Origin of the sequence: Pseudomonas sp. IPO3778 (assembly GCF_013386825.1) — a bacterium.
Lineage (GTDB): Bacteria > Pseudomonadota > Gammaproteobacteria > Pseudomonadales > Pseudomonadaceae > Aquipseudomonas.
Map to the genome: position 1 here is coordinate 1 of NZ_JACARC010000111.1, position 11,781 is coordinate 11,781.

Below are 11,781 nucleotides of genomic sequence, written 5' to 3' on the forward strand. Positions count from 1 at the left end.
GCCGTAAGGGCGGAACCAATATCAGCCATTACCTAAATAACGGATATGTACACCGCCAGCCCCCCTAATTGTGCAAAGCCCTGGCCGCCCCCAACAACCCCCGAAACTTAACAAACCGCGCCTGCAACACCACCCGCTGAGCCCCGTCCGGAAAAAACCGCTGCTTGACCGCCATCCCCGCCTGCAACAATGCAGCGCCCTGCCCGTTCGCCAAAAACCCAAGCTTCGCCGCCCCAATACACGCACTCAACTCACTGCCGTGCAACGTATAGACCTCCCGCCCAAGAATATTGGCCAGCAACTGCGCCCAATACTCACTGCGGGCCCCACCGCCCACCAGTGCGCAAGCGCCCACCGTAGCCCCGGCCGACTGCACCGCATTCAGCGCATCCAGCAGCCCAAACCCAACCCCTTCCATCACCGCATAACCCAGCATCGCCGGCGTACAGTCATGCCCAAGGCTCATGAAGCCACCCCGCAGCAACGGATCGTTATGGGGCGTACGCTCCCCCGCCAGGTACGGCAAAAACAGCGGATTGGAAACCGGCACAACCTGCCCGATCGGCAAAGCGGCCTGCACTTGATCCAGCAACGCCTGTTCATCCACAGACCCCGTCAACCGCGTCACCCACCGCAAACAACTGGCCCCGGCCAACAGGGCACCCATCGTGTACCACCGCTCAGGCAACGCATGACAAAAGCTGTGCACCGCACTCGCCGGATTCCCCGCCGCATGATCGGTAATCGCCACAATCGCCGCGCTGGTGCCAAGGGTGATAAACGCATCCCCCGCATTCACCGCGCCGATGCCCACCGCCGCCACCGGGTTGTCCCCGCCACCGCCGGCAATCACCAGGCCTTCGGCCAAGCCCAGGCGCAGCGCCGCAGCCGCATTCAAACCGGCACTGACCGCCCCGCCTTCCACCAGCCGTGGCATCTGGGCCAATCCCAACCCCGTCGCCCGCAACATAGGCTCGAACCATTCCCGATTGGCCACATCCAGCCACAGGGTGCCGGCGCCGTCAGACACATCACTCACACGCTCGCCACTCAAGCGCAGGCGCAGGTAATCCTTGGGCGACAGTACGCAATCAATGGCGCTGAACACCGCCGGTTCATGCTCCCGCAACCACAACAGCTTCGGCGCAGTAAGCCCGGCCATCGGCAAACTGCCGGTAACCTCGGCAAACTCCGTGCCCAACGCCTCAGCCTGGGCCATGGCGCGGGAGTCATCCCACAGGATGGCCGGGTACAACACCCGGTCGTCTTCCCCCAGCAATACCGCACCGTGCATCTGCCCGGACAAACCGATGCAACTGACTCGGCCATAGGCCTCTGGCTGATCAGCGCGCAATTGGTCCAGCGCCTTCAGGCACGCTTGCCACCAATCTTCGGGGTTCTGCTCGGACCAGCCCGTATGCTGGCGCGATATCGTCAGGCGCGCACCGGCATGAGCGAGGACGCTGCCCTGCTCGTCCATCAAGATCGCCTTGAGTTCCGAAGTGCCAAGATCAATGCCAAGGGAAACCGGGTTGTTCATATCAGGGGCAGCCGCATGAATGACGAATCTTCAGGGTGGGCGCGAGCCGCACGCTGTGTTTTTTACGCTTGGGCGACGCCATGCGCTCAAGCAGCAGGTTGACCGCACGGGCGCCGAGTTCCTGCACCGGTTGTGCGATCAAGGTCAGGCGCGGCACGAAAAAGTCCGCCCAGTCAAAATCATCGAACCCCACCAGGGCCATTTGCCCGGGCACCTCAATCTGTGCATCGCGCAAGGCGTGCATTGCACCCAGGGTCATCAAGTTGTTGCCCGCCATGATTGCGGTGGGCGGCGTCTCCAGGGCCAATAACTGCGCCGTGGCCAGCCGGGCCGGCTCGCTGCTGGAGCCGCCATTGACCAGCAACTGCGGCTCAAGCGGCAACCCCGCCGCCTGCAACGCGGCTTGATAACCGGCCACCCGTTCATCGGACGTACCCAGCCCCGCACGCCCGGAAATAAACCCGATGCGCCGGTGACCATGCTCGATCAAATGCGTCACCAGGGCCTGGGTGGACAGCGTGTTTTCCACCCCGACCTGATCGAAACGATCGCTCATCATCCGGTCCACCAACACCGCTGGCACTTGATTGGCCTGCAAGTAGTCCAGGGCCAGCGAACCGGTGGACGGCGCCAACAGAATGCCGTCCACCCGCCGATGGTGCAGCGCCGTGACCACCCGCAATTCCTGTTCGGGATCGTCGTGGGTATCGACGAACAGCATCATGTAGCCGTGCTTGGCGCACTCGGTTTCAATCGCGTGCACCGTTTCACTGAAGTAGTGGTTGGACAGCGCCGAGATCGCCACCCCAATCGTACTGGTGGTGGAGCGGGCCAGGGAGCGCGCCAGCGTATTGGGGATGTAGCCCAACTGCCGGATCGCGCTCTGCACCGCTTGCACCGTGTCCGGGCTGACCTTGCGGGTGCCGTTCAAGACGTGGGAAACCGTCGACGTCGACACCCCTGCCATTCGTGCCACATCCTCCATGGTTGCCACGGTACTCACTCCTGCGTGCTTTTAATGTTTGCTTGACCAACCGCTGTAGGAACCGACGTTGTCGCGGGTGATCAATTTTGGCGCCAGCAGGGTAACCGCTTCGGCCGGTGCTTTGTCATTGAGAATGTCATTGCCGACGTTCACCGCCGTCTGCGCCATGGCCCAGGGGTCCTGGCTGGCGGAGGCCTGGATCAGGGTGTCGGTCTTCAGGGCGTTCTCGATGTCCGGCGCACCGTCCACGGAGGTGATGATGATGCCGCTGCGCTTGAGCTGCTTGGCCGCCAGATCACTGCCGATGGCTTGGGGGTCGTTGATCGCAAACAGGCCGTCGATTTTCTGGAAGCGTGTGAGGTAGCCCTGCATCACGTTCAAGCCGCCTTCGCGGGAGCCTTTGCCGTCCTGGTCGTCCGACAGCACCTTGATGTCCGGCGCGCTGGCCAGGGCCGCTTTACAGCCTTTGACGCGATCGGTCACCGCGGTAACCTGCGGGCCGTTCTGGATAATCACGTTGCCCTTGCCCGAGAGCTTGTCGACGATGAACTGGCAGGCCAGCTTGCCGGCTTCGACGTTGTCGGTCTGCACCGTGGCGTTCACGCCCTTGGCGTCGACGTCCACCGCCACCACCACGATCCCGGCGTCCCGGGCTTTCTTGATGGCCGAGGCCATGGCCGACGGGTCGACGGCATTGAGCAGGATCAGGTCGACCTTGGACGAGATGAAGTTGTCGATCTGCGAGAACTGCTTGCTCAGGTCATAGTCAGCCGATACCGAGGTCACCTTGACCGCCGGGTTCAGCTCTTTGGCCCGGGCCGTGGCGCCGTCGGCCAGGGTCACGAAATACGGGTTGCCGAGGGAACCCATGCTGATGCCGATGGCTTTCAGTTCACGGGCTTGCACGGTGTGGGACATCAACACGGCAACGCCCAGGGAGGCGACAACAGGAAAAATGCGTTTGAAGTTCATGATGACTCTCTTGTGATTGTTGTTTGAGTGAAATCAGGTCCGCGCACCGGACTGGCGATAACGATCCAGCGCTACTGCGCCAATGATCACGATGCCCTTGATGATGTACTGCCAGATATCCGAGACGCCCAGCAGCACCAGGCCGTTGGTCAATACGGCGATGATCAGTGCGCCAATCAGCGTGCCGCCGATGGTGCCGACGCCCCCGGTAAAGCTGGTGCCGCCGAGAATCACCGCGGCAATCGCATCCAATTCATAGGATTGCCCCAGTTGCAGGCCGTTGGCGGCGAACAGGCGCGAAGCGCTCATCACCGCGCCCAGGCCGGCCAGCGCCCCGGACATGGCATACACGAACAGCAGGACTTTCCACACCTTGATCCCCGACAGCCGCGCCGCTTCCGGGTTGCCGCCCACCGAGTAGATCTGCACACCCATCACCGTGCGCCGCAGGATGAACCACGACAGCGCGATCACGGCCACGGCGATGATCACCAACCAGGGCACACCGAGCACCGAATCGTTGCCGATAAAAGCAAACGGCAGGTCGGGGTTGAACACGGTTTTGTCATCCGCCAGCAAGCGCGCCAACCCGCGCATGGCGGTCAGTGCACCCAGGGTGACGATAAACGGCGGCAGGCGCATAAAGGCGATCAGGCCACCGTTGACCAGCCCCAGCAACAACCCGAAGCCAACCCCGGCGGCAATCCCGAACATGCCGAATTGCGGCGACATCGACGCTTGCAGCGCCACCACCGCCGAGGCCGCAAGAATCGCGCCCACCGACAGGTCGATGCCCGCCGTGAGGATCACAAAGGTCATGCCCGCTGCCAGCACCACATTGACCGACGCCTGCTGGGTGATGATCGACAGGTTTTGCACGGTCATGAAGTTTTCGCTGGCCAGGGCAAAGCCCACCAGCAGCAACACCAACACCGGCAACATGCCCACCGTGCGCATCAGTTCCCGAATACGCTCAGCCTTGCCGATCGTTGCCACAGTCATGGTGTTGCTCCCGCTGGTTGTTGAATTAGCCATGGACGGCCACCTGCTCGCTGCCGGTGGCGAGGTCGATAATCGCCTCCTGGGAAATGTCCAGCCCCGATGCCCCGCCCACTTCGGCCACCAGTTGCCCTTCGCGCATGATCAGCACACGGTCGCAGGTGCCGATGATTTCCGGCAGTTCGCTGGAGATCACCACAATGCCCACGCCGGCCTTGGCCAACTGGTTGATGATGCGGTAGATCTCGGATTTGGAGCCGATGTCCACGCCACGGGTGGGCTCGTCGAGGATCAGCACATGGGGCTTGACCTCCAGCAGCCGCGCCAGCAGCACCTTCTGTTGATTGCCGCCGGACAACGCGCCGACATTGACCTTGCCCGACGCCACACGGATCGACAGGGACTTGATCGCATCACGTGAGCGTTGCGCACCGTGGCCCCGGTCGAGCACGCCGCCGGCATGGGCATCCGGCACACAGGCGCAGACGTTGATGTTGTCGGCCACGCTCATGTCGAGAAACAGGCCCTGGGCCTTGCGGTCTTCGGTGAGGTACACCACGCCGGCACGAATCGCGTCCGCCGGGTTGCGCAGTTGGGTGACGGATTTGCCCACCACCTCCAGGGTGCCGGAGGTGCGTGGGTCGGCCGCAAAGATCAGCCGCGCCAGCTCGGTGCGGCCCGCGCCCACCAGCCCGGCGATGCCCAGCACTTCACCGGCGTGCAGGTCGAAACTGCAATGGCGCACGCGCTTGCCGTCGGCCATGTCACGTACACGCATCACCACCTGGCCGGGGTCGTAGGCGGCATGTTCTTTCTTGTAGAAACCGGAAAGGTCGCGGCCCACCATCATCTTCACCAGCACTTCGGCCGACAGCACGTCCCGCGCCAGTTCGCCGACGTACTCGCCGTCCCGCAGCACCGAGACCCGGTCCGACAGCTCGTAGATTTCGGCCATGCGGTGGCTGATGTAGATGATCGCCAGGCCCTGGCTGCGCAGTTGTTTGATCAGCGCAAACAGGCGGTCGGTCTCCCGGGAGGACAGCGGCGTGGTGGGCTCGTCCATCACCAGGATTTTGGCGTGGGCATGCAGGGCCCGGGCGATTTCCACCAGTTGGCGCTCGGCGATGGACAGGCTGGCGACGCGGGTGGTGGCCTGGAACTCTGCACCGAGCCTTGCCAGCACCTCGGCCACCCCGGCTTCCATGCCCTTGCGGTCGATGGTCCAGCCACGGCGCAGTTCACGGCCCAGGTAGATGTTCTCGGCCACCGTGAGGTTCGGGCACAGGCTCAGTTCCTGGTAGATCACGGCAATGCCGAGGGCTTTGGCGGAGGCTGGATTGTAGCTGGCGACGGGCTGGCCATCGATGCGGATGGTGCCGCCGTCATCGGCCTGGTAGGCACCGGAGAGGATCTTCATCAACGTCGATTTGCCGGCGCCGTTCTCACCCATCAAGGCGTGGATTTCACCGGGGTAGACTTTCAGGCTGACGTTCTTGAGCACCCGCAGGCCATTGAAGGTCTTGCTGATGCCCTGCATTTCAAGCAACGGGTCAAGGCTCATGACTGAGCTCCTGGTTTTATTATTGTTGTGTTCGGGTGTTTGCCGATGACAGCCATCGGCAGACCTGATTGCTGCCGACTCTAATCAGATACATTTGTTTACGCAAGCGCTTGCGCAGGCCTTTTGTCGGTTGATTAAACGTTTCATCAGATGAAAAAACCTTCACTTGGTTAATGGCTGGCCACTATCTGGAAATCAAATAGTGTGAATAAACAGATACGCCTTCTCGGTACCTGGGCAATTCATGAATGATCCGCACAAACTTCCTCCCACCACCTGCAGGTCGCACCATGACTACCCCGAACCAGAACCTCACCTTGCTGTTTGGCCGTGCTTTGCTCGTCGCGCTGTTTCTTTTCAGCGGGATTGGCAAGCTGATGGCGCCGTCGGCCACCGTTACGTATATCGCGGCGTCCGGCGCGCCCTTCCCGTCTCTCGCCTACGGCATTGCGCTGGTGGTGGAGTTGGGGTTGGCCACGGCGTTATTGCTGGGCTATCGCGTGCGCCCGGTGGCGCTGTTGATGGCGGCCTTTACGTTGATGACGGCGCTGCTGTTCCACACTCACTTTGGTGACAAGGGTCAGCTGATTAACTTCTTGAAAAACCTGGCCATTTGCGGCGGTTTCCTGCAAATCGCGGTGTTTGGCGCGGGCAGCTTCAGCCTCGATCATTTGCGCTCCCAGCGTGCGGTGTTGAACTAAGGCAATCGTTTGAGGGCTGAAAGCTTCCGGGGGGATGTTTTCAGCCATCAAAACGCCACATTCTCTGCTATTGTCCAAGGACCTCATCTCCTCCTCATCGCCTCGTGCGATCTTCTGTGAGCATGCTCTGCGACACTGCCTTAAGCAGCGTCGGGCCTGAAGTTCACGGAATGCCCTGCGATGGAAAAACCTGCTCTCGATAACACGCCCGAACCCCAATCCCGGGCCGAAAAAATCGTCGAATTCAGACGCCAGAAAACCCTGCTCAAGACCGGCGCCCTGCAAGACGCGATCTTCAACAGCGCCTACTTTTCCAGCATCGCCACCGACGAAAAAGGCGTGATTCAGATCTTCAACGTCGGCGCTGAACGCATGCTGGGGTATGCCGCCGCCGATGTACTGAACCGCGTCACCCCGGCCGACATTTCCGACCCCGCGGAGCTGATCACCCGCGCCGCCGCCCTCAGCCTGGAGCTGGACACGCCGATCACCCCCGGCTTCGAAGCCCTGGTGTTCAAGGCCTCCCGAGGCATCGAGGACATCTACGAGCTGACCTACATCCGCAAGGACAACAGTCGCCTGTCGGCCATGGTCTCGGTCACCGCGCTGCGCAATAAAAACGACGCAATCATTGGCTACCTGCTGATCGGCACCGACAACACCGCACGCAAGCAGGAAGAAGCCGAGCGCAAAGGCTTTGAGCGGGCCCTGGAAGAAAAGAACCTGGAGCTGGAACACGCCAGCCACATGAAGTCCGAATTCCTCGCCACCATGTCCCACGAACTGCGCACACCGCTGAACGCGGTGATCGGCTTTTCCGAGGCACTCAAGGACGGCCTGGTGGGCGACATGAGCGAGATCCAGCGCGAATACATTGGCGACATCTTCACCAGCGGCCAGCATTTGTTGTCATTGATCAACGACATTCTCGACCTGTCCAAGGTCGAGGCCGGGATGATGGACCTGGAGCTGGAAGCCGTGGAGTTGGCGGGCCTGTTGGCCAACAGCCTGCTGATCGTGCGGGAAAAAGCCGCCCTGCAGCGCATCCAGTTGAAACTCGAAAGCCAGGATGACTTCGGCACCCTGGAACTGGACCTGCGCAAGACCAAGCAGATCATCTACAACCTGCTGGCCAACGCGGTGAAGTTCAGCGAGCACGGCGGTTCCGTGACCCTGTCGGTACGCGAGGTGAGTCGCCCCCAAGTGGGCCACGTCCCCGGCGACTGGCCCACCCACGGGTTTGCCCTGCAACCCAGCGCGCACCAACAGTTCCTGGAATTGAGCGTCAGCGACACTGGTATCGGTATCGCCCGGGACGACATGAGCAAGTTGTTCAAGGCCTTCAGCCAGATCGACAGCAGCCTGGCGCGCAAATTCGAAGGCACGGGCCTGGGCCTGGCAATGGTCAAGCAACTGACCGACCTGCACGGCGGCAGCGTTGCCGTGGCCAGCCGTGAAGGCGCAGGTGCCCGTTTTGTGGTGTGGCTGCCGCTGCATCGCGCACCGGATATGGAGGCCCCATGGCCGAAATCCTGATTGTCGAAGACAACGAGGCCAATATGCGCCTGGCCCGCCTTCTGTTGGTGAATGCCGGCCACAGCGTGTTGTGGGCCGCCGACGCCGAGACCGGCCTGACCCTGGCCCGGGAAAAACAACCGGCGCTGATCCTGATGGACATCCAGTTGCCCGGCATGGACGGCCTGGCGGCTACCTCGCTGCTCAAACAAGATCCCTACACCGCGCACATCCCGGTGATCGCCCTGACCGCCATGGCCATGAAGGAAGACCGCGATAAAACCCTGCGGGCCGGCTGCGACGCTTACATCATCAAGCCGCTGCGCTACAAGGAGCTGTACCAGGTGATCGACACACTGCTGCAAAAGCCCATCACGCCTCCGACTTGAGTCCTCTCCATGGCCAGCCAACCCGCAACACTTTTGATCGTTGATGATGAAAGCCAGGCACGCAAACTGCTGGAAACCCTGCTGCGCCACGAGGGTTACCAGACCGTGACTGCCGCCAATGGTGAAGAAGCCCTGCGGCTGGTCGCGCAACAGCCGCCGGACCTGATCCTGCTGGACATCATGATGCCGGGCATGGACGGCTATGAAGTGGCCAACCAGCTCAAGGGCAACCCGGCCACCGCGAACATTCCGATCATCATGCTCTCGGCCTTGAGTGAATCCAGCGCACGCCTGAGCGGCCTGGAAACCGGCGCCGAAGAATTCATCAGTAAACCGGTGGAACGGGTCGAGTTGTGGTTACGGGTGCGCAACCTGCTGCGGCTCAAGGCCCACAGCGACCAGTTGAAACACCACAGCCTGATGCTGGAGCAGCAACTGCTGCAACAAGGCCATGCAACCGCGCAACTGAACGTCCATGACCTGGCCCGCCTGGAACTGGAGAAAGCCCTGCGCCTGGCCGTCGAGCGTGAAGCGTTCGTGTTGCATTACCAGCCCAAGGTCGAGTTGGCCAACGGTCAGGTGTGCGCCCTTGAAGCCCTGCTGCGCTGGGACCGGCCAGGCTATGGCGCGGTGTCTCCGGCGGTGTTCATCCCGATCCTGGAGAGCCTGGGTTTGATCGTGCCGCTGGGTCGCTGGGTGATCGACAGCGTGTGCCGTCAGATCGCCGCCTGGCAATCGAGCGCGGTGGGCGCGGTCGAGGTGTCGGTCAACGTGTCGGGGCATCAACTGATCGAAGGCGATTTGATTGCCGACATCGCCCATTCCCTTGCCAGCGCTGACGTGGAGCCCCATTGGCTGGAGGTTGAATTGACCGAAGGCTCGCTGATGGAAAACACCCAGCACACCATCGCCAGCCTGCAACGCTTGCGGGCGATGGGGGTGAAGATCTCCATCGACGACTTCGGCACCGGCTACTCAAGCCTGGCGTACCTGCGGCGGTTCCCGATTGATACGCTGAAAATCGATATCGCGTTTATCCGCGAAGTCACCAGCAATCCCCAGGATGCCGCCATCACCCGCACCATCATCGAACTGGCCCACAGCCTGAAACTGCGGGTGGTGGCCGAAGGCGTGGAAACCCAGGCGCAACTGGAGTTTCTGCGGGAAGCCGGCTGCGATCAGATCCAGGGCTATCTGTTCAGCCGGCCGCTGCCGATGAAGGAGTTGGAGCGCCTGTTGCTGGATAAACGCAGCCTGGTCAGGCCGCAGCCTCACTGACTTCGAACAAGCCCGCCCGCTTCTGCAACTTGTTGGCATTGACCCGCACGGTTTCCGCGCGGGTCTGCAACACCCCCACCGTCAGGCGCATTTGCTCTGAAGAGCATGCTCCCTTGCCACAAGAAGTTGCGTTGAATCAATAAGATGCACCCGTATGTGGCAGTGAAATCTCTTCCCGCAGGAATTCGATCAAGCCTTGGTGCGTCGGGCCCAGGCGTTCGGCGCCGCTGACCAGTGCCAGTTCCGAGGGCGGCACCGCTGGCAGTTCGGTGCACAAACGATGGCTGGCCAGCACCGCACTGACCGGCAGGATGCTCAGCCCCAACCCGGAGGTCACCGCAGCCTGAATCCCGGTGAGGCTGTGGCTGCCGAACGCCACGCGCCAACTGCGCCGGGCCTTGTCCAACGCGCGTGTGGCCCGCTTGCGGTAGATGCAGCCTTGGGGGAACAGCGCCAGTGGCAAGGTCTCCAGTTCAAGGTCCTGGTCTTGCCCGCACACCCATACCAACGGTTCCGGCCAACGGGCGTGGCAGTCGCCGCTGCCGGTTTCACGCTTGACCAGGGCAATGTCGATTTCACCCGCTTCCAGCTGCCGGCGCAGCTCGGTGCTCATGCCGCTCACGGTTTCCAGCCTTGCCTCGGGGCGGGCCCGTACAAACCCGGAGAGCATCGAGGCCATGCGGGCGGCATCGAAATCTTCCGGCACGCCGAGGCGCACCGGCACCACGCTGGCTTCGGTGCTCAGGGCGTCGCGCGCTTCCCGGGACAGGTTCAACAACCGACGTGCGTAATGGGTGAGCAACTCGCCCTGTTCGGTGGGGCTGACGTGCTGCCCGGAGCGGTCGCGCACCAACAGCGTCTGCCCGGCGCTCGCCTCGAGCTTGCGAATCTGCTGGCTGACGGTGGACTGGGTGCGGTGCACGCGCTCGGCGGCACGGGTGAAGCTGCCTTCATCCACCACGCAGACCAGGGTGTGCAGCAGTTCGAGATCAAACATGGGGCGCCCTTCATATCGGCAATTCAACTGATGTGAAGAGGTTAATTTAATTTCCAACTGAGGGGTACTGTTCCTATGCTTCAGGCATTACTTGGCTCAATGAGGTGCCCCATGTCCCTTGAACACTCCCCTCGCCCGCTCTGGCTGACCTTCGATTGCTACGGCACGCTGATTCAGTGGGATGAAGGCCTGCGTGCGGCGATTGATCAGATCCTCACCGCCAAGGGTGTGCACCAGGTCGATACCGAGACGCTGATCCGTGTGTATGACCGTCATGAACATGCGCTGGAGCAGACGCCGCCGCACCGCCGCTTTCGCACGTTGGCGGGGCTTGGATTGCAGCAGGCGTTGCAGGAACTGGGGTTGCCCACCGATACGCAGGATGCTGCGGTGTTGACTGACAGCATTGGTGCGATGCCGCCGTTTCCGGAAGTGGTCGAGACCCTTGGGCGGCTCAAGGGCATGGGCTACAAGCTGTGCATTGTCTCCAACACCGATGACGATGTGATTGCCGGCAACGTGGCGCAATTGGGCGGCATGATTGACCGGGTGATCACGGCCCAGCAGGCCGGGGCCTACAAGCCGGATCGGCGGTTGTTTGACTATGCCCATGAGCAACTGGGGGTCAGCCTGGAGCAGGTGGTGCATATTTGTGCCAGCCCGCATCTGGATCATGCGGCGGCGCGGGATATCGGGTTTCGGTGTGTTTGGATTGATCGGGGGACTGGGCGGCAGTTGTTGCCCGACTACCGGCCCGATGGGATTTTGCCGACGCTGGAGGGTGTGCCTGGGTTGTTTGCGTCGTTGGGGTGGTGAGGTGGTTTGGGGGGCATATCCGTTGCTG

The 11,781-nt window shown here is 61.9% G+C and carries 11 protein-coding genes; 5 read left to right on the top strand and 6 right to left on the bottom strand.

Annotation, left to right across the window (positions count from 1 at the left end):
* Positions 1–64: 64 nt before the first annotated feature.
* From xylB to HX855_RS32545, 5 genes are read right to left on the bottom strand one after another with little or no spacing between them, the layout of a single operon-like run.
* Positions 65–1,540 carry a xylulokinase gene (gene xylB / locus HX855_RS32525; RefSeq protein ID WP_177090800.1) on the bottom strand — a complete coding sequence of 492 codons (1,476 nt, stop codon included), beginning with the start codon at positions 1,538–1,540 and terminating at the stop codon, positions 65–67.
* Between the two features lies 1 nt (position 1,541).
* The gene (locus HX855_RS32530; protein ID WP_177090802.1) at positions 1,542–2,534 is read right to left on the bottom strand and encodes a LacI family DNA-binding transcriptional regulator; all 993 of its coding nucleotides are present in this window, start codon (positions 2,532–2,534) and stop codon (positions 1,542–1,544) included.
* Positions 2,535–2,555: 21 nt separating this feature from the next.
* The gene (locus HX855_RS32535) at positions 2,556–3,497 is read right to left on the bottom strand and encodes an ABC transporter substrate-binding protein (protein WP_177090804.1); all 942 of its coding nucleotides are present in this window, start codon (positions 3,495–3,497) and stop codon (positions 2,556–2,558) included.
* 33 nt (positions 3,498–3,530) lie between these two features.
* The gene (locus HX855_RS32540) at positions 3,531–4,499 is read right to left on the bottom strand and encodes a hypothetical protein (protein WP_003209708.1); all 969 of its coding nucleotides are present in this window, start codon (positions 4,497–4,499) and stop codon (positions 3,531–3,533) included.
* Positions 4,500–4,524: 25 nt separating this feature from the next.
* Complete coding sequence (locus HX855_RS32545) at positions 4,525–6,057, bottom strand: sugar ABC transporter ATP-binding protein (RefSeq protein ID WP_177090806.1); 1,533 nt, start codon at positions 6,055–6,057, stop codon at positions 4,525–4,527.
* A gap of 290 nt (positions 6,058–6,347) precedes the next feature.
* Between HX855_RS32545 and HX855_RS32550 the strand changes: the two genes are divergently transcribed.
* The 4 genes from HX855_RS32550 to HX855_RS32565 all read left to right on the top strand — a co-directional run bounded on the left by HX855_RS32550 (position 6,348) and on the right by HX855_RS32565 (position 9,940).
* Positions 6,348–6,758 carry a DoxX family protein gene (locus tag HX855_RS32550; protein WP_177090808.1) on the top strand — a complete coding sequence of 137 codons (411 nt, stop codon included), beginning with the start codon at positions 6,348–6,350 and terminating at the stop codon, positions 6,756–6,758.
* Positions 6,759–6,938: 180 nt separating this feature from the next.
* Complete coding sequence (locus HX855_RS32555; RefSeq protein ID WP_177090809.1) at positions 6,939–8,294, top strand: HAMP domain-containing sensor histidine kinase; 1,356 nt, start codon at positions 6,939–6,941, stop codon at positions 8,292–8,294.
* On the top strand, positions 8,279–8,662 hold the full coding sequence (locus tag HX855_RS32560) for a response regulator (RefSeq protein ID WP_177090811.1): 384 nt from the start codon (positions 8,279–8,281) through the stop codon (positions 8,660–8,662). The genes HX855_RS32555 and HX855_RS32560 overlap by 16 nt, the downstream gene beginning before the upstream one ends.
* A 9-nt stretch (positions 8,663–8,671) precedes the next feature.
* Entirely contained in the window at positions 8,672–9,940 is a 1,269-nt protein-coding gene (locus HX855_RS32565) for an EAL domain-containing response regulator (protein WP_177090813.1), read from the top strand.
* 136 nt (positions 9,941–10,076) lie between these two features.
* On the opposite strand, the gene HX855_RS32570 is transcribed toward HX855_RS32565, so the two are convergent.
* The gene (locus HX855_RS32570; protein WP_177090815.1) at positions 10,077–10,937 is read right to left on the bottom strand and encodes a LysR family transcriptional regulator; all 861 of its coding nucleotides are present in this window, start codon (positions 10,935–10,937) and stop codon (positions 10,077–10,079) included.
* 111 nt (positions 10,938–11,048) lie between these two features.
* Between HX855_RS32570 and HX855_RS32575 the strand changes: the two genes are divergently transcribed.
* On the top strand, positions 11,049–11,753 hold the full coding sequence (locus HX855_RS32575; protein ID WP_177090817.1) for a haloacid dehalogenase type II: 705 nt from the start codon (positions 11,049–11,051) through the stop codon (positions 11,751–11,753).
* The last annotated feature ends 28 nt before the right edge of the window (positions 11,754–11,781 follow it).

Coding starts and splice junctions, on each gene's coding strand:
- xylB (WP_177090800.1), bottom strand. CDS start 1,540: ATGAACAACCCGGTTTCCCTTGGCATTGATCTTGGCACTTCGGAACTC.
- HX855_RS32535 (WP_177090804.1), bottom strand. CDS start 3,497: ATGAACTTCAAACGCATTTTTCCTGTTGTCGCCTCCCTGGGCGTTGCC.
- HX855_RS32540 (WP_003209708.1), bottom strand. CDS start 4,499: ATGACTGTGGCAACGATCGGCAAGGCTGAGCGTATTCGGGAACTGATG.
- HX855_RS32545 (WP_177090806.1), bottom strand. CDS start 6,057: ATGAGCCTTGACCCGTTGCTTGAAATGCAGGGCATCAGCAAGACCTTC.
- HX855_RS32550 (WP_177090808.1), top strand. CDS start 6,348: ATGACTACCCCGAACCAGAACCTCACCTTGCTGTTTGGCCGTGCTTTG.
- HX855_RS32555 (WP_177090809.1), top strand. CDS start 6,939: ATGGAAAAACCTGCTCTCGATAACACGCCCGAACCCCAATCCCGGGCC.
- HX855_RS32560 (WP_177090811.1), top strand. CDS start 8,279: ATGGCCGAAATCCTGATTGTCGAAGACAACGAGGCCAATATGCGCCTG.
- HX855_RS32565 (WP_177090813.1), top strand. CDS start 8,672: ATGGCCAGCCAACCCGCAACACTTTTGATCGTTGATGATGAAAGCCAG.
- HX855_RS32570 (WP_177090815.1), bottom strand. CDS start 10,937: ATGTTTGATCTCGAACTGCTGCACACCCTGGTCTGCGTGGTGGATGAA.
- HX855_RS32575 (WP_177090817.1), top strand. CDS start 11,049: ATGTCCCTTGAACACTCCCCTCGCCCGCTCTGGCTGACCTTCGATTGC.